The organism is Streptomyces sp. Tue6028 (assembly GCF_002300165.1).
GTDB classification, from domain to species: domain Bacteria; phylum Actinomycetota; class Actinomycetes; order Streptomycetales; family Streptomycetaceae; genus Streptomyces; species Streptomyces siamensis.
The window spans coordinates 99,897-120,800 of sequence record NZ_MLCE01000007.1; the positions used below are offsets into that span (position 1 = coordinate 99,897).

Consider the following 20,904-nt stretch of genomic DNA (forward strand, 5'->3'; position numbering starts at 1 on the left):
GTAATGGAGCTACGAGCTTATCGTCGGATTCACTCTTCTCAGTGGGGCCCGCACGGGCGGTCGATTACAGGAGTTTCGTTTTACCTGAGCAATTCAGGACGCATCGATGAAGCGGTCGAGCACGCGCACACCGAACTGCAGGGCATCCACCGGGACCCGCTCGTCGACGCCGTGGAACATGCCCGCGAAGTCCAGCTCCGGCGGCAGTTTCAGCGGGGCGAAGCCGAAGCAGCGGATGCCGAGGTCGGCGAAGGACTTGGCGTCGGTGCCGGCCGACAGCATGTAGGGCACGGCGCGCGCGATCGGGTCCTCCGCGGACAGCGCGGTCTGCATGGCGTCGACGAGGGCACCGTCGAAACTGGTCTCCAGCGCCTTGTCCGCGTGCACGTCCTCGCGCTTCACCCGCGGGCCGAGAATGCGGTCCAGGTCGGCGAGGAATTCCTCCTCGTACCCCGGCAGATAACGGCCGTCCACATGCGCGGTGGCTTGTCCGGGAATCACGTTGACCTTGTATCCGGCGCCCAGCTGGGTCGGATTGGCGGTGTTCTGGAGGGAGGCGCCGATGAGCTTGGCGATGCCGCCGAGCTTGGCGAGCGTCTCGTCCATGTTCTCGGGGTCGAGCTCGGTGCCGAGGGCGTCGCCGAGCTCGTCCAGGAAGTGCCGCAGCGTCTTGGTGACGCGGACCGGGAACCGGTGGCGGCCGAGCCGCCCGACGGCCTCGGACAGCTCGGTGATCGCGTTGTCCCTGTGGATCATCGAACCGTGACCGGCGGTGCCGTCCACCGTCAGCTTCATCCAGTGCATGCCCTTCTGGGCGGTCTCGACGAGGTAGAGCCGTAGCTTCTCGTTGACCGTGAAGGAGAATCCGCCGACCTCGCCGATCGCCTCCGTGACGCCCTCGAAGAGGTCCGGGTGGTTGTCCACCAGGTGCCGCGCGCCCCACGTGCCGCCCGCCTCCTCGTCCGCGAGGAAGGCGAGGACGATGTCACGGGGCGGCTTGCGCCCGGTGCGCAGCCGGTCGCGCACGACGGCCAGCGTCATGGCGTCCATGTCCTTCATGTCGACCGCGCCGCGGCCCCACACCATCCCGTCGGCGATCTCGCCCGAGAAGGGGTGGTGGGTCCAGTCCGTGGCGTTGGCCGGTACGACGTCGGTGTGGCCGTGGATGAGCAGCGCGGGCCGCGAGGGGTCCTCGCCCTCGATACGGGCCACCGTGGAGGCGCGACCCTTGTGCGACTCGAAGATCTGCGGTTCGAGCCCCACCTCGGCGAGCTTCTCGGCCACGTACTCGGCGGCCTTGCGCTCGCCCGGACCCGAGTGGTCGCCGTAGTTGCTGGTGTCGATCTGGATCAGCTCGCGGCAGAGGTCGACGACCTCGTCCTGGCCGGCGACGCTCCTGGCCGTGTTCGACTCGCTCACGCTGCTTCCTCCCACTGTCACTGCTGGTGGTCTCCCTCATCCTCTCCCCGACCGCTCCCGGGCCCCAAGGCAGGACCCGGCCCGTCACACGCCGTTCACGCGACGACGGGGGGTGATCGGGGGCCCTCGAAAGCCTGGTAATGTTTCCTCTGTCGCCGCGAGGGAAACCCCGCACGACAGACACCTTGTCCGGGTGGCGGAATGGCAGACGCGCTAGCTTGAGGTGCTAGTGCCCTTTATCGGGCGTGGGGGTTCAAGTCCCCCCTCGGACACACAGAAAGAGCGAGGGCCGCGACCATCAGGTCGCGGCCCTCGCTCGTCGTGCCGGTGCCGTCGGCTCACCCCTCGCTCCCCGTGTCCGACGGGTTACGGACAGATGTGGGGCAGATCTCGTCACGGTGACGTACCTCCATGTCAGAGCCTCGGAAGCGGCGGTTCCGAGACCCCCGGAAGGCCTCCTCGCATGGCTGACGCCCAGGTCCGCGGCTAGCGTCGTACTAAAATTCCACGCTTGTTTGGAGCTGGACCGGAATATCCCCAGGCATACCTGCGGGCCCACCAGCGCCCCGGACTCTCCGGGAAACAACACGTGAGGACCCGATGGCAGCCCTCCAGCAAGACCCCGTGCTCGCGTTGTCGGACGACGAGGTGCGTGCGGAGTTCGGTGACCAGGCTCGCTTCTCCGCCTCCTCCGCCGCCTCGCCGCGCACGCTCGTCGACGTCCTCGACGCCTCCGTACGGGCCCACCCCGACGAGCCCGCGCTCGACGACGGCCGACGCTCGCTGACCTACCGCGCCCTGGCCGTCGAGGTCGAGGCCCTGCGCGGGCGGCTCGCCGCGGCCGGGGTCGGGCTCGGCGACCGGGTCGGTGTGCGGGTCCCCTCCGGCACCAACGATCTGTACATAGCCGTCCTCGCCGTGCTCGCCGCCGGTGCCGCGTACGTGCCGGTGGACGCCGAGGACCCGGACGAGCGGGCCGAGCTGGTCTTCGGCGAGGCGGAGGTGTGCGCGGTCGTGGAAGCCGGGCACGAGCTGACCGTCACCGGCGCCTCGGGCGCCCGCGCCGCCCGGCCCGGGGTCGAGCACGACGCCTGGATCATCTTCACCTCCGGCTCCACCGGGAAGCCCAAGGGTGTCGCCGTCTCGCACCGCAGTGCCGCCGCGTTCGTGGACGCCGAGGCCGCGCTGTTCCTCACCGAGGACCCGATCGGCCCGGGCGACCGGGTGATGGCGGGCCTGTCCGTCGCCTTCGACGCCTCATGCGAGGAGATGTGGCTGGCCTGGCGGTACGGCGCCTGTCTGGTGCCGGTGCCGCGCGCGCAGGTCCGCAGCGGCGTCGACCTCGGCCCCTGGCTGGTGGAGCAGGACATCACGGTCGTCTCGACCGTGCCCACGCTGGCCGCCCTCTGGGAACCGGAGACCCTCAACGAGGTCCGGCTCCTGATCTTCGGCGGTGAGGCCTGCCCGCCCGAACTCGCGCAGCGGCTCGTGACGGAGGGCCGGGAGGTCTGGAACACGTACGGGCCGACGGAGGCGACCGTGGTGGCCTGTGCCTCGCTCATGAGCGGGGAGGAGCCGGTGCGGATCGGGCTTCCGCTGAACGGCTGGGAGCTGGCCGTCGTCGACGAGGACGGGGAGCTCGTGCCGATGGGCGGCAGCGGGCAGCTGGTCATCGGCGGCGTCGGGCTGGCCCGGTACCTGGACGCGGAGAAGGACGCCGAGAAGTACGCGCCGCTGGACGCGCTCGGCTGGGAGCGGGCGTACCGCAGCGGTGACCTGGTCAGGGCCGAGCCCGAAGGGCTGGTCTTCCTCGGCCGGGCCGACGAGCAGATCAAGCTCGGCGGGCGCCGGATCGAGCTCGGCGAGGTGGACGCGGCGCTGCAGTCGCTGCCCGGTGTGGCCGGCGCGGCCGCGGCCGTGCGCAGCGCGCGCGGCGGCAATCAGCTGCTGGTCGGCTATGTCGTCACCCAGGACGGCTGGGACCACGCGGCCGCCGTGGAGAAGCTGCGGGCCGAGCTGCCCGCCGCGCTGGTACCGCTGCTCGCGCCGGTGGCGGACCTGCCGACCCGCACCTCGGGCAAGGTCGACCGGGCGGCGCTCCCCTGGCCGCTGGAAGGCCTGGAGACCGGCGGTGCGGGGGAGGAGCTCTACGGCACCGAGGCCTGGCTCGCGGAGCAGTGGAGCGAGGTGCTCGGGATACCCGTGAGCAGTGGCTCCGACGACTTCTTCGCGATCGGCGGCGGCAGCCTGGCCGCCGCGCAGCTGACGACGAGGCTGCGCACCCGCTACCCGAGCGCCGCGGTGCTCGACATCTACGCGCAGCCCGTGCTGCGCAAGCTCGCCCGGCGTCTGGAGAAGTCCGCGCAGGAGGACGGCGCCGCGCGCTTCGTGGCCCCGGTCCCACTGCGGGCGAAGGTGACGCAGCTCCTGCTGCTGGTTCCGCTGTTCACCGTCCTCGGGCTGCGCTGGACCGTGGCGCTGGCCGCGGTCGGGAACGTGCTGCACTGGTTCGGGCCGTATCCGTGGGCGCCGGGCACCTCGTGGTGGCTGGTCGCGGCGGGGGCGGTCGTCTTCTTCAGTCCGCCGGGCCGGCTCGCGATCGCGGCGGGCGGGGCGCGGCTGCTGCTGCGCGGGGTCGGGCCGGGCCGGTACCCGCGGGGCGGGAGCGTCCATCTGCGGCTGTGGACGGCCGAGCGGCTCGCCGAGTTCAGCGGCGCGACCTCGCTCACCGGCTCGTGGCTGGAGCGGTACGCCCGCGCCCTGGGCGCCAAGGTCGGCAGGGACGTGGATCTGCACTCGCTGCCTCCGGTCACCGGCATGCTCAAGCTGGGCCGGGGGGCCGCCGTGGAGTCCGAAGTGGATCTGTCGGGGCACTGGCTGGACGGTGACCGGCTGGAGATCGGTGCGGTGAAGGTGGGCGCCGGTGCGGTCGTCGGGACGCGGAGCATGCTGTTCCCGGGCGCGCGGGTCGGCAAGCGTGCCGAGGTGGCGCCGGGTTCGGCGGTGGCCGGCCAGATCCCGACCGGGCAGCGCTGGGCCGGGGCGCCCGCGGTCAAGCTCGGCAAGGCGAAGCGGGCCTGGCCCAAGGAGCGTCCGCAGCGCGGCACGGCCTGGCGTGCGATGTACGGGGCGACGGGGTTCGCGCTGAGCGGGCTGCCGGTGCTGGCGGGTGTGGCCGCGCTGCTGGTGGCCCGGGTGTTCGTGAGCGCGGACGCCGGGCTGGGCGGCGCGCTGCGCGGGGCGGCGCTCGCCCTGGTCCCGTCGGCCCTCGCCTTCGGTCTCGCGTACGCGCTGCTGCTGCTGGTCCTCGTACGGCTGCTCAGCCTGGGGCTGCGGGAGGGCACGCACCCGACGCACAGCCGGGTCGGCTGGCAGGCGTGGACGGTCACGCAGCTGATGGACCGCTCCCGGGAGACGCTGTTCCCGCTGTACGCGGGGCTGATCACGCCGGTGTGGCTGCGGCTGCTCGGCATGCGGATCGGGCGGGGCGCCGAGGTGTCCACGGTGCTGGCGCTGCCGAGTCTGACCACGGTCGGTGAGGGCGCCTTCCTCGCGGACGACACGCTGACCGCTCCGTACGAGCTGGGCGGTGGCTGGATGCGGATCGGGCGGGCCGAGATCGGGCGCCGGGCGTTCCTCGGGAACTCCGGGATGACGGCGCCGGGCCGCAGCGTGCCCGACGGCGGCCTGGTCGGGGTGCTGTCCGCGACGCCGAAGAAGGCGAAGAAGGGCAGTTCGTATCTGGGGCTGCCGCCGGTGAAGCTGCCGCGCGCGGCGCAGGACGGCGACCAGAGCCGTACGTACGACCCGCCCGCGCGGCTGCTGTGGGCGCGGGGTCTGGTGGAGCTGTGCCGGATCGTGCCGGTGCTCTGCTCCGCGGCGCTGGTCGTGCTGACGGTCGCGGCGTTGTGCGCGCTGTGTGCCTGGGCGCCGTTGCTCGGCGGGCTGGTGCTGCTGGGCGCGGGCGGTGTCGCCTGCCTGGTGTCGATCGTGGCGAAGTGGCTGCTGGTGGGCCGGCACCGGAGCGGTGAGCATCCGTTGTGGAGCGGCTTCGTGTGGCGCAACGAGCTGGCGGACACGTTCGTCGAGGTGGTGGCGGTGCCGTGGCTGGCCGGGTCGGTGCCGGGTACGCCGCTGATGACGGCGTGGCTGCGCGGGCTCGGTGCCCGGATCGGCAGGGGCGCCTGGGTGGAGAGCTACTGGCTGCCGGAGACGGATCTGGTGTCGCTCGGGGACGCGTGCACGGTCAATCGGGGCTGTGTCCTGCAGACGCACCTCTTCCACGACCGGATCTTGCGGACGGATACTGTTGTCCTCCGTGAGGGCGCCACCCTGGGCCCGGGCGGAATCGTCCTTCCCGGCAGCACCATCGGGGCTCGCTCCACCCTGGGTCCGGCGTCGCTGGTGATGGCGGCGGAGTCCGTTCCCGACGAAACCCGCTGGCTGGGCAACCCGATCGAGGCATGGCGTTCCTAGCGGACGTGACCGGATCGGAGACGAAGGGCGGTACAGCGGCACGTCGTACGAGCACAGGGCAGGGAGCAGACGCAGCAGTGAGCGTTCAGCAGACACCGGATTCGGACCCGTACTTCCCGGCCAACGGTGATCCCCGCTACCGGGCGCACCGGTACGAGCTCACGCTGGACTACCGCCCCGGCCCGAACCGGCTCTCCGGCACCGCGCGGATCAACGCCATAGCCGGCCGTGCCCCGCTCGCCGAATTCCAGCTGAACCTGGCCGACTTCCGGATCGGCCGGGTCCGGGTGGACGGCAAGGCGCCGCACTACACGCACCGCGGCGGCCGGCTGCGGATCCGGCCGCCGAAGCCGGTCCGGGCGGGGGCCGCGTTCACCGTGGAGGTCCACTGGTCGGGCAATCCCAAGCCGGTCAGCAGTCCCTGGGGCGGTCTCGGCTGGGAGGAGCTGGAGGACGGGGCGCTGGTGGCGAGCCAGCCGGTCGGCGCGCCGTCGTGGTACCCGTGCAACGACCGGCCGGCCGACAAGGCCTCGTACCAGATCTCGGTGACGACGCCGTCCGCGTACTCGGTGGTGGCGGGCGGGCGGCTGCTCACGCGGACGACGAGGGCGTCGACGACGACCTGGGTGTACGAGCAGTCGGCGCCGACCTCCAGCTATCTGGTCGGGCTGTCGGTCGGCAAGTACCAGACGGTGCTGCTGGGTGACCCGGGCCTGGGCGGCGTGCCGCAGTCCGGCCATCTGCCCGCGCACCTGCTCGCCGAGTTCTCCCGGGACTTCGCGCGGCAGCCCGCGATGATGGAGCTGTTCGAGGAGCTCTTCGGGCCGTATCCGTTCGGTGAGTACGCGGTCGTCGTGACGGACGAGGAACTGGACGTCCCCGTCGAGGCGCAGGGTCTGTCGATGTTCGGCGCCAACCACGTGGACGGGGCGCGGGGTTCGGAGCGGCTGGTGGCGCACGAGCTGGCGCACCAGTGGTTCGGCAACAGCGTGTCCATCGCGGACTGGCGGCACATCTGGCTGAACGAGGGTTTCGCGAAGTACGCGGAGTGGCTCTGGTCGGAGCGCTCGGGCGGCCGTACGGCGCACCAACTGGCCGCCGCCGCGCACCGGAAGCTGTCCGCGCAGCCCCAGGACCTGGTCCTCGCGAACCCGGGCCGCAAGCTGATGTTCGACGACCGGCTCTACGAGCGCGGCGGTCTGGCGCTGCACGCGGTCCGGCAGGCCCTGGGGGACGACGCGTTCTTCCGGATGCTGCGCCGCTGGGCCGCCGTGCACCGGGGAGGGGCGGTCACGACGACGACGTTCACCTCGCACGTCTCGCGCTACACGGCCGAGCCGCTCGACGAGTTGTTCACGGCGTGGCTGCACGAGAGGGCGCTTCCGCCGCTGCCGGTGCCCGGCGCGGCGGTTCCGGCGCGGCCCGCCTACCCGCCGGGGAAGGCGGACTCGGCGTAGGCAGAATGGCAGCCATGACGAGTCGTTCCTGCCCTTGCGGGCTTCCCGAGCCGTATGCGAAGTGCTGCGGGCGGTTCCACCGCGGTGAGGCCGCGGCACCGACCGCCGAGGCGCTCATGCGGTCGCGGTACTGCGCCTTCGTGAAGGAGGACGAGGGGTATCTGCTGCGGACCTGGCATCCGCGGACGCGGCCGCCTCGGGTGGAGTTCGATCCCGGGATGCGCTGGACCGGTCTGGAGGTCCTCGCCACGGAGCAGGGTTCGGCGTTCCACGGCACCGGAACCGTCACCTTCCGGGCTTCCTACCGGGGCGGTTCGCTGCACGAGCGGAGCCGGTTCGAGCGGGTCGACGGCGCGTGGGTGTACGTGGACGGGGACTTCCAGGAGTAGGCGGCGGGGCAGAGTCGGGGTGGTGGCGGTGCGGCGCCCGTGCCGCACCGACGAGGGTCACGGCGGCGCCTGCGCGGCGCCCCTGCTGCCGCCGCGGAGGCACGGTGACAGCGCCCGTGCCGCCGCACCGGGGTCACGGTGCCAGGATGTCCAGCTCCTGGAGCGCGCCGACCGTGATCTCGCGGGTGAGCTGCTCGGCGCGGGCCGCGTCGCCCTCCCGGACGGCCTCGGCGACCTGGACGTGCAGGGTGACGGCGGCCGGGTCCGGGTCCTCGAACATGACCTCGTGGTGCGTGCGACCCGCCAGGACCTCCGCGACGACGTCGCCGAGGCGTGCGAACATCTCGTTGCCCGACGCGCAGAGGATCACCCGGTGGAAGGCGATGTCGTGGACGAGATACGCCTCCAGTTGATGGCCGCGTGAGGTGGCGACCATGCCCAGGGCGCACTCGGTGAGTTCGGCGCACTGCTCGGCCGTCGCGTGCCGGGCGGCCAGGCCGGCGGCGACGGGTTCGACGGCGGAGCGCAGCACGGTGAGGGAACGCAGCTGGTGCGGGCGGTCGGCACCGGCCAGCCGCCAGCGGATGACCTCGGGGTCGTAGACGTTCCACTCGGCCTTGGGGCGGACGGTGACGCCGACGCGGCGGCGGGACTCGACGAGGTGCATGGATTCGAGCACCCGGACCGCCTCGCGCATCACGGAGCGTGACACCTCGAAGCGCTGCGCCAGCTCGTCGGTGCGCAGCACGCTCCCCGGCGGATACTCGCCCGCCGTGATGGCCGGCCCGAGGGTCTCCAGTACATGTCCGTGCAGCCCCCGGCCCCGTGTGGTCATGAGGTCAGCGTACGAGGCAGGGGCCCCGAACAAAAAGTCAGACTTATACGTCACACACTCTTGAATTCGTCGTACCTAATAGGTTTCAGTGTCGTCGACATCAGATGTCGACGAAGACAGCGAGAGCACGATGCAGCAGACGCGTACCCCCCACGTGGTCGTGGTCATGGGCGTGGCAGGCACCGGGAAGACCACGATCGGTCCCCTGATCGCCGCCCGGCTCGGCGTTCCGTACGCCGAGGGTGACGACTTCCACCCCGAGGCCAACATCGCCAAGATGTCGGCGGGAACGCCGCTGACCGACGAGGACCGGTGGCCCTGGCTGGACGCCATCGGCCGCTGGGCGCACGACCGGGCCGGGCTCGGCGGGGTGGTCAGCAGCTCGGCGCTCAAGCGCAGTTACCGGGACCGGCTGCGGGCGGCCGCCCCCGGAGTCGTCTTCGTCCACCTCACCGGTGACCGCAAGCTCATCGAGGACCGGATGTCGCACCGCCAGGGCCACTTCATGCCGACGGCGCTCCTGGACTCGCAGTTCGCCACCCTCCAGCCGCTGGAGGCGGACGAGGCGGGCGTCGGCGTGGACGTGTCCGGCGGCCCCGAAGAGATCACCGAGCGGGCCGTGGCCGCGCTGCGGGATCTCGACCTTCCCGCGTAGTCGAGCGCGGAGGCGACTCCGTCGGTGCGGCGACCCCGCCCCGCACGGCGTCGCCACCGGCACGGCGCAGCCACGGACATGACGTGGCCACCGGCACGGCCGGTCAGGCGCCGTTGCCCACGAAGCCCGTTCCCCCGTCCCTCATCCCCCGTCTCCCTCCCCACTCTGTCCCCCTTCCCGCGTACCTCACTCAAGCAAGGGATCCACCGTGACCAGACTCAGCGTCGAGATGCTGGCAGCGGACGCCGTCGAGCCGATCACCTCGGCGGGCCACGCTCAACTGGGCATCGCCGTACTGGCGGGCATCGCCGTCATCGTGCTGCTCATCACCCGGTTCAAGCTGCACGCGTTCCTGGCCCTGACCATCGGCTCGCTCGCCCTCGGTGCCGTCGCCGGGGCCCCGCTCGACAAAGTGATCGTCAGTTTCACCACCGGGCTCGGCTCGACCGTCGCCGGTGTGGGTGTCCTGATCGCGCTCGGCGCGATCCTCGGCAAGCTGCTCGCCGACTCCGGGGGCGCCGACCAGATCGTCGACACGATCCTCGCCAAGGCGGGCGGCCGCGCCATGCCGTGGGCGATGGTGCTCATCGCCTCCGTCATCGGCCTGCCGCTGTTCTTCGAGGTCGGCATCGTCCTGCTGATCCCGGTCGTGCTGATGGTCGCCAAGCGCGGCAACTACTCCCTGATGCGCATCGGCATCCCGGCGCTCGCCGGCCTGTCCGTGATGCACGGCCTGATCCCTCCGCACCCCGGCCCGCTCGTCGCGATCGACGCCGTCAAGGCGAACCTCGGCGTCACCCTCGCGCTCGGCGTCCTGGTCGCCATCCCCACGGTGATCATCGCCGGTCCGGTCTTCTCCCGCTACGCGGCCCGCTGGGTGGACGTTCCGGCCCCCGACCGCATGATCCCGCAGCGTGCCTCCGAGGACCTGGAGAAGCGCCCCGGCTTCGGCGCCACCCTCGCCACGATGCTGCTGCCGGTCGTGCTGATGCTGGCCAAAGCCCTGGTCGACATCGTCGTGGACGACCCCACGCACATGGTCCAGCGCGTGTTCGACGTCATAGGCTCGCCGCTGATCGCCCTCCTCGCGGCCGTCATCGTCGGTATGTTCACGCTTGGCCGGGCCGCCGGGTTCACCAAGGAACGACTGTCGACGACCGTCGAGAAGTCCCTCGCCCCGATCGCCGGCATCCTGCTCATCGTGGGTGCGGGCGGCGGCTTCAAGCAGACGCTGATCGACTCCGGTGTGGGCCAGATGATCCTGGACATCTCCAAGGACTGGTCGATCCCCGCGCTGCTGCTGGCCTGGCTGATCGCGGTCGCGATCCGGCTCGCGACCGGTTCGGCGACCGTCGCCACCATCTCGGCGGCCGGACTCGTCGCCCCGCTCGCGGCCGACATGTCGACCACCCACGCCTCCCTCCTGGTGCTGGCGATCGGCGCGGGCTCGCTCTTCTTCAGCCACGTCAACGACGCCGGGTTCTGGCTGGTCAAGGAGTACTTCGGTCTGAGCGTCGGGCAGACCGTGAAGACCTGGTCGGTGATGGAGACGATCATCTCGGTGGTGGCCGGCGGACTCGTCCTGCTGCTGTCCCTGGTGATCTAGGGGGTTTCGTTTGGATCAGCCCGGGTCCGCGACGCCCGGCACGGCACCTCGCCGCGTTGTCGGACCACCCGAGTACGCCCAGTACGCAGGTGATCCTCCGCCTTGCGATGCACCGCACCGGACGCCGCGGACTGATCCGACCTGACCCAAACGAAACCCCCTAGCCCTGTCCCTCGTGATCCGGTAGGCACCACAGGAGTGCCGGAAGCCAAGGAGTACGGCAATGGCTCACCCTCTCTTCGACATCAGCGGCCGCACGGCGCTGGTCACCGGCTCCAGCCGCGGCATCGGGCTCGCGCTCGCCCGCGGACTGCTGGAGGCGGGCTGCACCGTGGTCCTCAACGGGCGGGACGCGCGACGGCTCGACAAGGCCGCCGCGGAACTGCCCGGCGACGTCCGCACCGCGGTGTTCGACGTCACCGACGGGCCCTCGGTGGCCGCGGGCATCGCGGACGTCGAGGAGCGGGTGGGCCCGCTGGACATACTCGTCAACAACGCGGGCATGCAACTGCGCGCCCCGCTCCTGGAGTTCACGGACGCGGACTGGCACCGCGTCCTGGACACCAACCTGACGAGTGCGTTCCTCGTGGGCCGCGAGGCGGCCCGCGGGATGACCGCGCGCGGTCACGGAAAGATCATCAACATCTGTTCGCTGCAGAGCGAGGTCGTCCGCCCGGGCATCGCGCCGTACGCGGCCACCAAGGGCGCGCTGAAGATGCTCACCAAGGGCATGTGCGCCGACTGGGGACCGCACGGGGTGCAGGTCAACGGGCTCGGTCCCGGCTACATCGAGACCGAGCTCACCCGGCCGCTCGTGGACGACGAGGAGTTCAGCTCCTGGGTGCGACGGCGCACCCCGGCCGGGCGGTGGGGCCGTACCGACGACCTGGTCGGCGGGCTGCTCTTCCTCGCCTCCCCCGCCGCGGACTTCGTCGGCGGGCAGGTGCTGTACGTCGACGGCGGTATGACGAGCGTGCTCTGAGAGGGACGTGACGATGCTCGGCTGTGTGATCCACGGACAGGGCGACCTGCGGGTCGACGAGCTCCCGGTGCCCTCCCCCGGCCCCGGACAGGCGCTGGTCGCCGTCCGGTACGGCGGGGTGTGCGGTTCCGACCTGCACTACTGGCGGCACGGCGGGGTCGGGGACTTCCGGCTCCGGGAGCCGATGGTGCTGGGCCACGAGGTGGTCGGCACCGTGGTCTCCTACGGTGCCGGGGCCCGCGGACCCGCGCCGGGCACGCCCGTCGCGGTGCACCCGGCGACCCCCTGCGGCGCCTGCCCCGAGTGCCTCGACGGCCGCCCGAACGTGTGCCGCGACACCCGGTACCTCGGCAGCGCGGCACGCACCCCGCACGTCCAGGGCGGATTCGCCGCGCGGTTCGTGGTGCCGGCCGGACAGCTGCGGGCCCTGCCCGCGGGGCTGGACCTGCGGCGGGCCGCCCTCGCCGAACCGCTCTCCGTCGCACTGCACGCGGTGCGGCGGGCCGGGGACGTGGCGGGCCGGCATGTGCTGGTGACGGGAGCCGGACCCATCGGCTGTCTCGTGGTGGCCGCGGCCCGGGCCGCGGGCGCCGCGCGCATCACCGTCACGGACCTGCTGCCCCGGGCGCTCTCGTACGCCGTCGCGGCCGGAGCGGACGCGGTCGTACGGGCCGACGATCCCGACGACCCCGCGTGGCCCGCCGAGGTCGACGTCGCCGTCGAGGCGTCGGGGGTCGCCGCGGGCCTGGACACCTGTCTGCGCCTGGTGCGGCGCGGCGCGGTCGTCGTGCAGCTCGGCATGCTGCCGCCCGGCCGGAGCCCGTTCGCGGGGAATCTGCTGGTGAGCCGGGAGATCGAGCTGCGGGGCGCGTTCCGCTTCGGCGCGGAGTTCGACGAGGCCCTGGCGCTGCTCGCGGCGGAGCCCGCCTTCGACGAACTGGTCAGCGCCGTGGTGCCGGTGCGGGACGCCGAGTCGGCGTTCGCCCTCGCCGCCGACCGCGGCCGGTCCTGCAAGGTGCTGCTGGACTTCGCTCCCTGAGCGCCGGGACCCGGTCGCTCAGGGGCGCCACAGCGGGTGTTCCCGGTCCGCCCACAGGCGGCTCACCGATCCGGTGCGCAGCCCGCGGCGGGCCTCCGGGTCGCCCAGCGCCATCCCGATGTGTCCGGCGAGGACGATGCCGATCGTCAGGGCCAGCCAGTCGTGCACGAAGGTGGCCGAGGTGCGCCAGATCAGCGGGGTGAGATGGGTGAACCACATCAGCAGTCCGGTGCCCAGCATCACGAGCGTGGCGCCGGCGATCCAGGCGGCGTAGACCTTCTGCCCCGCGTTGAACTTGCCGGCGGGACGCGACCGACGGCGCTTGTCGCGTCGCAGGGCCGCCCGCAGCCAGACCCGGTCGTGCGGCCCGAAGCGGTTCAGGAAACCCAGGTCGGCGCGGAAGGCGCGGGAGGCGAGTCCCGCCAGGACCGGCACGGGCAGCAGCAGTCCCGCCCACTCGTGGATCCTCACCACCAGTTCGCGGCGCCCGACGAGCGCGGCGAACTCGGGGATGTACAGGAACGCCGCGGTCACCACGCACGTGCCCATGAGCGCGGCCGTCGTCCGGTGCACCCAGCGCTCCGCACGGCTGAAGCGCCGTACGCGTGCGGAGGACCCGACGTCCGCCGGCCGGGCGGGGGTGTCGTCAACTCGTGGGTTCATCGTCGCGTCCGTTCGAACGGCCGACCCAGGCGTCGACGTCGTAGCCCCGTTCCTCCCAGTACCCGGGACGGACGTCCTCGGTGACGGTGATGCCGGAGAGCCACTTGGCGGACTTGTAGAAGTACATCGGGGCGACGTAGAGCCGGACCGGGCCGCCGTGGTCGTGGCCGAGGGGCTTGTCCTGCATCCGCAACGCCACCAGCACGTCGGAGCGGCGGGCCTGCTTCAGCGTGAGGCTCTCCGTGTACGTCCCGTCGAAGCACTTGAAGCGGATCGCCCCGGCGGAGGAGCGCACCCCGGCGGCGTCCAGGAGGTGGGACAGGCGCACGCCCTCGAAGGGGGTGCCCGGCACCCGCCAGCCGGTGACGCACTGGACGTCGTGCACCAGACGGGTCTGGGGCAGGGCACGCAGGTCCGCGAGCGTGTAGCTCCTCGGGCGGTCGACCAGGCCGTCCACGGTGAGGCGGTAGTCGGCGGCGGTCTTGTGCGGGACGGACGACGCCACCGAGTAGTAGCGGAAGCCGCCGCCGTTGGGCAGCAGGCCGGTGAGGCCCGTGGGGTCCTTCTCGGAAGCCCCGGCGAGGAAGGATTCGAGGGCGCGCTGGAGCGGGGACGCGGCGAGCACGCCCAGCGCGCCGAGTCCGAGGGTGCCGAGCAGGACCCGGCGGCCGATCGGCGCGCCGCGCTCCTCGGGCCGTTCGGGGTCCGGTTCCCCCGGCCGTTCGGGGTCCGGTTCCCCGGGCCGTTCGGGGTCCGGCCTCGCGTCGCGGTCCGGGCCCGGCTCCTCGGATGGTTCTGGCTTCACACACTGATTCGAGCACCCGCGACCCCCAAAAAGCCAGCGGTGGCGGGTGCCCGTCAGAGTTCCGTCATCTTTTCCCACGAGCCGTCCGGGAGGACCCGGTCCGGCGGGGCGGGGTCAGGACGCGGAGTCGGCCGCCTTGTCCAGCTGGAACGCCTCGTTGCCGAGACCGATACGGGCGTGCGCCTCGGGCTTGCGGGCGCGCAGCACGAGCCCCTGGACTACACCGATCACCAGGGCGGCCCCGATGATCGACGGCAGCAGCCAGCTCAGCGAGGAGTCCGGGCCCGCGCCGACGAGGACGTCGAAGTCCTTGACCGTGTAGACCGCGATGACGAGCAGGGCGATGCCCGCGAGCGCCGAGGTGACCAGGCGCCAGGCCTGGGCGCCCGCGGCACCGCGCCGGGCGAAGAAGACGATGACGGAGAGCGAGGCGATCGCCATCAGCACGATGACGCCGAGCGCGCCGATGTTGCCGCCCCAGGTGAACAGGTGCAGCACGGGCGCGGTCGGATCACCGGTGGGCTTGTCGTCGGCGACCGCGAAGGCGATCACGAACACCAGGGACACCGCGGTCTGCAGCAGCGAGCCGGAACCGGGGGCGCCGCTCGATCCGGTGGTGCGTCCGAAGGCCGCGGGCAGCAGGCCCTCGCGGCCCATGGCGAAGGCGTACCGCGCGACGACGTTGTGGAAGCTGAGCATGGCGGCGAACATGCCGGTCACGAACAGGATGTGCAGCACGTCGGTGAAGGTGCCGCCGAGCCGTGACTCGGTGAGGAAGAAGAGCAGGCCCGCGCTCTGCTTCTGGGAGGCTCCGACGATGCCCGAGGGGCCGGTGGCCACGGTGAGCGCCCAGCAGCTGAGCGCGAAGAACACGGCGACGCCGCCGACGGCGAGGAACATCACGCGCGGCACCAGGATGTGCGGACGGCTGGTCTCCTCCGCGTACACGGGGGCCTGTTCGAAGCCGAGGAAGGCCGCGATGCAGAAGCACAGCGCGGTGCCGACGCCGGCGCCGGTGAGCGTGTCCGGGTTGAAGGCGTGCAGCGACAGCCCTTCCTTCGCCGGGTCGGCGACCGCGGCGACGTCGAAGATGACGACGAGGGCCACCTCGATGACGAGCAGGACGCCCAGCACGCGCGCGTTGACATCGATCTTCAGCCAGCCGAGCGCGCCGACGAGCAGCACGGCCACCAGGGCGGGGATCCACCAGGCGACCTCGAGGTCGAGGTAGGTGGAGAAGAGTCCGGAGACCTCGAAGCCGAAGATGCCGTAGATGCCGACCTGGAGGGCGTTGTAGGCGACGAGGGCGACGAGGGCCGCCGCCGCGCCCGCGGTGCCGCCGAGGCCGCGCGAGATGTACGCGTAGAAGGCGCCCGCGTTGTGGACGTGCCGGCTCATCTCGGCGTATCCCACGCTGAAGAGCACGAGGACCACGCCGAGGATGACGAAGAGCAGCGGCTGCCCGACGATGCCCATCACCGCGAATGTGGTGGGCATGACACCCGCGACCACCATGAGCGGCGCGGTGGCGGCGAGGACGGAGAGCAGCAGTCCCCCCGTGCCCAGCCGGTCGGCGCGCAGCGCGCGGTCCTGTCCCTTGAACGTGCTGATGCCGGCGCCGTCGGCGTCCGGTCTGCCCGTGCTCGACGTACTCGATGTGCTCGAACTGCCCGTCGTCATCGCGGGTGGTCCTTTCGGGTGTGCGGTTTTCCGGGGGTCGCGGGTGCTCGCGGAGGTGCTGTTCAGACCGTGCCGAGCGCGCTGTCGCGTGCGGCACGGAAGGCTCGGTGGGGGTCGCGGTCGGGGTACGACCACGGCGCCTCGGTGGCGTGCTCGCCGATGCGGTGGAACAGGGCGGCGGCCTCGGCGCCGCGCCCCTCGCAGAACTTGGCGTGGGCGAGGAAGTTCAGGTCGACCAGGCGGCGCGGGTGGTCCTCGTGCTCCCACTCCAGCCACCAGTCGAAGGCTGCCTTCATCACCTGCCGGGCCCGGCGTCCGATCCAGTGCCCGGAGGCGACCGGGTCGGCGGGTTCGCTGCCGGCGCCGGCGAGCACGCGGTAGCGCTCGGCGTGCGCGACGACCGGCAGCACGGCGAGGGGCGAGTCGGCGGGGGCCTGCTCGGCGGCCCAGTTGGCGAAGTCGTAGACCTCGTGCAGCGGGTCCTGGCCCGCGGCGGCGCGGCGCTCGGCGAGCCGGGCCACCATCAGATGGTGGGCGTGATGGTGGTCGGCGTAGCGGTGGCGGACCTCGTCGAAGAGCCGCACCACCTCGTCCTCGGTGCCGAGGGTCCGCTCCAGGACGAGCAGGCCGAGCCACGGCGTGGGGTCGGCGGGCGCGAGCGCCGCGGCGGCGTGACAGGCCTCGCGGGCGCGCTCCGGCCGCACCTTGCCGTCCAGCGCGCGCTGGACGGTGGCACAGCCGAAGAGTACGGCGGCGTCGGCGGACTCGGGTTCCGCGAGCTGCCAGTCGCGGACCCAGGCGAGCGCGGCGGGCGCCTGCGCCAGCACGGTGACGCGATGGCCGCGGCGGTCCCAGTCGTCGCCGGTCGCGGTGAGCAGTGCGCGCACGGCGGTCCAGCGGCCCTGGTTCAACGCGGTGCGTGCCGTGGCGAGTTCGGCGTCGTCGAGCGCGGGGTCGAAGGCATGGGCCGCGCGCTTGCGACCGCGGCCGAGGGGAGGCGGGGGTGGTGACACCGCGGGTCGTCCTCACAGGCGCGGTTCGTCGGGAGCCGATCACGCACAGCCAACCGGCAGCCAAGGCTTCACGTCAAGGGCGGCCGGTCCGCTACACGTGTCAACTCCCCTTGCGGGCCGCGGGGTTGCCCCCGCGGCCCGCCGCCGGCACTCCGCTTTCCGGTCAGCCGACCGCCTTGGCCGCCGCCCGGCCCGCGGTACGTCCGGAGAACAGGCAGCCGCCGAGGAACGTGCCTTCCAGCGACCGGTAGCCGTGGACCCCGCCGCCGCCGAACCCGGCGGCCTCACCCGCGGCGTACACGCCCTCCAGCGGATCGCCGCCCTCCGTGAGTACGCGCGAGGAGAGGTCCGTCTCCAGGCCTCCGAGCGTCTTGCGGGTGAGGATGTTGAGCCGGACGGCGATCAGCGGGCCCGCCTTGGGGTCGAGGATGCGGTGCGGCGCGGCCGTGCGGATCAGTCGGTCGCCCAGGAACCTGCGGGCACCGTGGATCGCCGTGACCTGGAGGTCCTTGGTGAACGGGTTGGCGATCTCGCGGTCGCGGGCGACGATCTCGTGGCGCAGCGCGGCCTCGTCGATGAGCGGTTCCTTGGTGAGCGCGTTCATCCCGCGCACCAGTGCCCCGAGGTCCTTCTCCACGACGAAGTCCGCCCCGTGGTCCATGAAGGCCTTGACCGGGCCCGGCACGTCGGCGCGCGCCCGGCCGATCACGTCCTTGACCGACTTGCCGGTCAGGTCCGGGTTCTGCTCCGAGCCGGAGAGCGCGAACTCCTTGCCGATGATCCGCTGGTCGAGCACGAACCACGTGTGGTCGTACCCGGTCCGCATGATGTGTTCGAGCGTGCCCAGCGTGTCGAAGCCGGGGAAGAGCGGCACCGGCAAGCGGTTGCCGCGCGCGTCGAGCCAGAGGGAGGACGGGCCCGGGAGGATGCGGATGCCGTGGTTCTCCCAGATCGGGTTCCAGTTCTGGATGCCCTCGGTGTAGTGCCACATCCGGTCGCGGTTGATGAGGCGGGCACCGGCTTCCTCGGCGATCCCCAGCATCCTGCCGTCCACGTGCGCGGGCACGCCGGCGATCATCCGCTCGGGCGGGCTGCCCAGCCGCTCCGGCCAGTTGGCCCGAACGAGGTCGTGATTGCCGCCGATGCCTCCCGACGTGACGATCACCGCCTGGGCCTTGAACTCGAAGGCGCCGGTGACCTTGCGGCTGCTGGCCTGACCGCGTTCGATACCGGACGGTTCCAGGATCTCGCCGGTGACGGTGTCCACGGAGCCCCCGCTGCGGGACAGGCCCGTGACGCGGTGGCGGAACTTCAGCTGCACCAGCCCGCGGGCGGCACCCGCCCGCACCCGCCGCTCGAAGGGCGCGACGAGGCCGGGCCCGGTCCCCCAGGTGATGTGGAAGCGGGGTACCGAGTTGCCGTGCCCGTTGGCGTCGTAGCCGCCGCGCTCGGCCCAGCCCACCACGGGGAAGAACCGCACGCCCTGCCGGTGCAGCCAGGACCGCTTCTCGCCGGCCGCGAAGTCGACGTAGGCCTCGGCCCATTGCCGGGGCCAGTGGTCCTCGGGCCGGTCGAAGGCGGCCGTGCCCATCCAGTCCTGGAGGGCGAGCGCGTGGCTGTCCTTGATCCGCATGCGGCGCTGCTCGGGCGAGTCGACGAAGAACAGTCCGCCGAACGACCAGTGCGCCTGCCCACCGATCGACTGCTCGGGCTCCTGGTCGAGGAGGATCACCCTGCGGCCTGCGTCGACGAGCTCCGCGGTCGCCGCGAGCCCGGCGAGGCCCGCTCCGATCACGATCACATCTGCGTCGTAGGCCATGGGCCCGTCCTCTCGGCATTCCGACTGGTCGGATCGGTGTCGTCATGGGGGGATTCATGACGTTTGTCACGAACCGACCGGATTCGTCGTTGGTTGATGAGACATTGGTGGAGGTTGACGTCGCCGTCGACCACAGCTTGTTACTGGTCGGTCGATCCTTCGGCAAGAAGAGTGACCGAGTCAACTGCCTGATTCCGGGTACTCCCGGGGGCAGGCCCCGGCCCATGGCACTACAGTCGGCGGGAACGCAACCGTGGCCCGCCTGACGTCAAGAGGTACTCAGCGTGTCGGTTCTCGTTCTGATCCTTGCCGTGAGCGCGGCCTGCTGTCTCGGCTTCGGCTTCGTGCTCCAGCAGAACGCGGCCTCGCACGCGCCGCTCAGCGACTTCCTCTCCCCCCGGCTGCTGCTCGACCTGATCCGCGTCCCGCGCTGGCTCGGCGGCATAGGGCTCATGGTCTGCGGCCTGGTCCTCGGTGCGATCGCCCTGGGCAAGGGCGAGCTCTCCCTCGTGGAACCGCTTCTCGCGACGAACCTCCTCTTCGCGCTCGCCCTCTCCCGTCACCAGACGAAACAGCCGCTGGGACGGCAGGGATGGGCCGGGCTCGCGCTGCTCGCGGGCGGGGTCACCGCGTTCATCGTGGCCGGGCAGCCGGAGGGCGGCGACGCCGTCACCGATCCGCTGCGCCACTGGCTGATCATCGGGATCATGATCGGCCTAGCCCTGCTCCTCACCACGTACGCCAAGCGGTCCCGGCTGAGCGCGGCTCCGGTGCTGCTCGCCCTCGCCGCCGGACTGCTGTACGGCGTCCAGGACGCGCTGACCCGGGTCAGCGGACAGCGGTTCGGTGAGGGCGGCTGGGGCGAACTGCTCACCGGCTGGCAGCCCTACGTGGTGCTGGTGCTCGGCGTGACCGGTCTGATCCTGGTCCAGAGCGCCTTCGAGACCGCGCCGCTGCGGATGTCGCTGCCCGCGCTCACCGCGGCCCAGCCGATCGCCGGCATCGTCTGCGGGGTGGGCTTCCTCGGGGACCGGCTGCGCATGGACGCCGGGGCGCTCGCATGGGAGGCCGCGGGCCTCGCCGCCGTCGTGGTGGGCATCGTGCTGCTGGGACTGCACCCGGCGATGCCCGCCGGCACCTCGGAGACGGAGCGGTCGCGGGACCTCCAGCCGCGTTGAGGAGCACGCTCCGGACGACGCCGACCGCGTAGGAGCGGGGGCCGGTCCGGACGTCGCGGACCGCGGGACCTCCGCGGCGGGCGGCCGGCACACCGCCCGCGCGTCGCCCGGGCCTGCTTGGATGGGCGCATGAGCGCCGCCGACGAGATCCTCGACATCGTGGACGAGAACGACCAGGTCATCGGGCAGTCCCGGCGAGGGGAGGCGTACGCGCGCGGGCTGCGCCACCGGGCCGTGTTCGTCCTGGCGCGGGACGCCGAGGGCCGTGTGTTCGTCCATCGCCGCACACCCACGAAGCTGGTCTTCCCCTCCTTCTACGACATGTTCGTCGGCGGGGTCGTCGGCACGGGCGAGTCCTACGACGACGCCGCGCTGCGCGAGGCGGAGGAGGAGCTCGGCGTCCAGGGACTCCCCCGGCCCGTGCCGCTGTTCAAGTTCCTGTACGACGACGGTGCCGGGCAGAGCTGGTGGTCGGCCGTGTACGAGGTCCGCTGCGAACTGCCGGTGAACCCGCAGGTGGAAGAGGTCGCCTGGCACGACTTCCTCTCCGACGAGGAGCTGGAGAGCCGTCTGCCGGACTGGACCTGGGTCCCGGACGGCCTGGCCGCCTACGAGCGGCTCAAGGAGCACCGCGCGGCAGACTGAGGAACCGGGCGGGGCGGGACCGAGGACCCGGGCCGCGGAGCCAGGGGCCGTGCCGCAGACCGCCTCGGGCGGAGTGGCCGGGGCTCGGACGGAGGGGCCGGGCAGCGGACCGCAGGGCGAAGCCTCGGACAGAGGAGCCAGGCAGCAGACCGAGGGGCAGGCCTCACACCGAAGGGCCAGGCAGCGGACCGCGGGGCGAAGCCTCGGACGGAGAGGCTGGGCAGCAGACCGAGGGGCAGGCCG

General features: G+C 72.1%; 16 protein-coding genes and 1 tRNA gene. 10 read left to right on the forward strand and 7 right to left on the reverse strand.

The window, feature by feature from the left end:
- Window positions 1-93: 93 nt before the first annotated feature.
- The gene (locus BKI49_RS06465; protein ID WP_095933223.1) at window positions 94-1,419 is read right to left on the reverse strand and encodes a M20/M25/M40 family metallo-hydrolase; all 1,326 of its coding nucleotides are present in this window, start codon (window positions 1,417-1,419) and stop codon (window positions 94-96) included.
- A 187-nt stretch (window positions 1,420-1,606) separates the two neighbouring features.
- On the opposite strand from BKI49_RS06465, the gene BKI49_RS06470 reads away from it, so the two are divergent.
- From BKI49_RS06470 to BKI49_RS06485, 4 genes are all read left to right on the forward strand, one after another.
- A tRNA-Leu gene (locus tag BKI49_RS06470) sits at window positions 1,607-1,691 on the forward strand.
- Window positions 1,692-2,019: 328 nt separating this feature from the next.
- A complete protein-coding gene (locus tag BKI49_RS06475; protein ID WP_095933224.1) occupies window positions 2,020-5,895 on the forward strand; it encodes a Pls/PosA family non-ribosomal peptide synthetase in 3,876 nt (1,291 codons plus the stop codon).
- 77 nt (window positions 5,896-5,972) lie between these two features.
- A complete protein-coding gene (locus BKI49_RS06480) occupies window positions 5,973-7,352 on the forward strand; it encodes a M1 family metallopeptidase (protein ID WP_095933225.1) in 1,380 nt (459 codons plus the stop codon).
- 14 nt (window positions 7,353-7,366) lie between these two features.
- Window positions 7,367-7,741 carry a YchJ family protein gene (locus tag BKI49_RS06485; protein ID WP_179332353.1) on the forward strand — a complete coding sequence of 125 codons (375 nt, stop codon included), beginning with the start codon at window positions 7,367-7,369 and terminating at the stop codon, window positions 7,739-7,741.
- Window positions 7,742-7,874: 133 nt separating this feature from the next.
- Here the strand turns inward: BKI49_RS06485 and BKI49_RS06490 are convergent, their stop codons facing one another.
- Window positions 7,875-8,576 carry a FadR/GntR family transcriptional regulator gene (locus BKI49_RS06490; protein WP_095933227.1) on the reverse strand — a complete coding sequence of 234 codons (702 nt, stop codon included), beginning with the start codon at window positions 8,574-8,576 and terminating at the stop codon, window positions 7,875-7,877.
- A 130-nt stretch (window positions 8,577-8,706) separates the two neighbouring features.
- Between BKI49_RS06490 and BKI49_RS06495 the strand changes: the two genes are divergently transcribed.
- From BKI49_RS06495 to BKI49_RS06510, 4 genes are all read left to right on the forward strand, one after another.
- Window positions 8,707-9,231, forward strand: a complete 525-nt coding sequence (locus BKI49_RS06495) for a gluconokinase (protein ID WP_028801654.1) — start codon at window positions 8,707-8,709, stop codon at window positions 9,229-9,231.
- Window positions 9,232-9,439: 208 nt separating this feature from the next.
- Entirely contained in the window at window positions 9,440-10,837 is a 1,398-nt protein-coding gene (locus BKI49_RS06500; RefSeq protein WP_095933228.1) for a GntP family permease, read from the forward strand.
- Between the two features lie 223 nt (window positions 10,838-11,060).
- Window positions 11,061-11,819 (forward strand): SDR family oxidoreductase, encoded by a 759-nt coding sequence (locus BKI49_RS06505; protein ID WP_095933229.1) that lies wholly within the window; start codon window positions 11,061-11,063, stop codon window positions 11,817-11,819.
- Window positions 11,820-11,832: 13 nt separating this feature from the next.
- Window positions 11,833-12,858, forward strand: coding sequence for an L-idonate 5-dehydrogenase (locus BKI49_RS06510; protein ID WP_095933243.1), 1,026 nt, complete (start codon window positions 11,833-11,835; stop codon window positions 12,856-12,858).
- Window positions 12,859-12,876: 18 nt separating this feature from the next.
- Here BKI49_RS06510 and BKI49_RS06515 read toward each other — a convergent pair whose 3' ends face one another.
- From BKI49_RS06515 to BKI49_RS06535, 5 genes are all read right to left on the reverse strand, one after another.
- Window positions 12,877-13,521, reverse strand: a complete 645-nt coding sequence (locus tag BKI49_RS06515; RefSeq protein ID WP_095933230.1) for a cytochrome b/b6 domain-containing protein — start codon at window positions 13,519-13,521, stop codon at window positions 12,877-12,879.
- Window positions 13,505-14,326 (reverse strand): molybdopterin-dependent oxidoreductase, encoded by an 822-nt coding sequence (locus tag BKI49_RS06520; RefSeq protein WP_095933231.1) that lies wholly within the window; start codon window positions 14,324-14,326, stop codon window positions 13,505-13,507. The genes BKI49_RS06515 and BKI49_RS06520 overlap by 17 nt, the downstream gene beginning before the upstream one ends.
- A 114-nt stretch (window positions 14,327-14,440) precedes the next feature.
- A complete protein-coding gene (locus tag BKI49_RS06525; RefSeq protein ID WP_095933232.1) occupies window positions 14,441-16,006 on the reverse strand; it encodes an APC family permease in 1,566 nt (521 codons plus the stop codon).
- A 62-nt stretch (window positions 16,007-16,068) separates the two neighbouring features.
- Window positions 16,069-17,019: a hypothetical protein gene (locus BKI49_RS06530; RefSeq protein WP_095933233.1), complete on the reverse strand. Its 951-nt coding sequence runs from the start codon at window positions 17,017-17,019 to the stop codon at window positions 16,069-16,071.
- Window positions 17,020-17,182: 163 nt separating this feature from the next.
- Entirely contained in the window at window positions 17,183-18,838 is a 1,656-nt protein-coding gene (locus tag BKI49_RS06535; RefSeq protein ID WP_095933234.1) for an FAD-binding dehydrogenase, read from the reverse strand.
- A gap of 284 nt (window positions 18,839-19,122) precedes the next feature.
- Between BKI49_RS06535 and BKI49_RS06540 the strand changes: the two genes are divergently transcribed.
- Together BKI49_RS06540 and BKI49_RS06545 are read left to right on the forward strand one after the other, a co-directional pair.
- Entirely contained in the window at window positions 19,123-20,016 is an 894-nt protein-coding gene (locus BKI49_RS06540) for a DMT family transporter (RefSeq protein WP_095933235.1), read from the forward strand.
- Window positions 20,017-20,145: 129 nt separating this feature from the next.
- On the forward strand, window positions 20,146-20,661 hold the full coding sequence (locus tag BKI49_RS06545) for an NUDIX hydrolase (protein WP_095933236.1): 516 nt from the start codon (window positions 20,146-20,148) through the stop codon (window positions 20,659-20,661).
- Window positions 20,662-20,904: the final 243 nt, after the last annotated feature.

What these genes read in the sequence shown, in the direction of transcription:
- BKI49_RS06485 (WP_179332353.1), top strand. Translation starts at nt 7,367, where the DNA reads ATGACGAGTCGTTCCTGCCCTTGCGGGCTTCCCGAGCCGTATGCGAAG.
- BKI49_RS06490 (WP_095933227.1), bottom strand. Translation starts at nt 8,576, where the DNA reads ATGACCACACGGGGCCGGGGGCTGCACGGACATGTACTGGAGACCCTC.
- BKI49_RS06545 (WP_095933236.1), top strand. Translation starts at nt 20,146, where the DNA reads ATGAGCGCCGCCGACGAGATCCTCGACATCGTGGACGAGAACGACCAG.
- BKI49_RS06535 (WP_095933234.1), bottom strand. Translation starts at nt 18,838, where the DNA reads ATGGCCTACGACGCAGATGTGATCGTGATCGGAGCGGGCCTCGCCGGG.
- BKI49_RS06515 (WP_095933230.1), bottom strand. Translation starts at nt 13,521, where the DNA reads ATGAACCCACGAGTTGACGACACCCCCGCCCGGCCGGCGGACGTCGGG.
- BKI49_RS06505 (WP_095933229.1), top strand. Translation starts at nt 11,061, where the DNA reads ATGGCTCACCCTCTCTTCGACATCAGCGGCCGCACGGCGCTGGTCACC.
- BKI49_RS06495 (WP_028801654.1), top strand. Translation starts at nt 8,707, where the DNA reads ATGCAGCAGACGCGTACCCCCCACGTGGTCGTGGTCATGGGCGTGGCA.
- BKI49_RS06475 (WP_095933224.1), top strand. Translation starts at nt 2,020, where the DNA reads ATGGCAGCCCTCCAGCAAGACCCCGTGCTCGCGTTGTCGGACGACGAG.
- BKI49_RS06510 (WP_095933243.1), top strand. Translation starts at nt 11,833, where the DNA reads ATGCTCGGCTGTGTGATCCACGGACAGGGCGACCTGCGGGTCGACGAG.
- BKI49_RS06525 (WP_095933232.1), bottom strand. Translation starts at nt 16,006, where the DNA reads ATGACGACGGGCAGTTCGAGCACATCGAGTACGTCGAGCACGGGCAGA.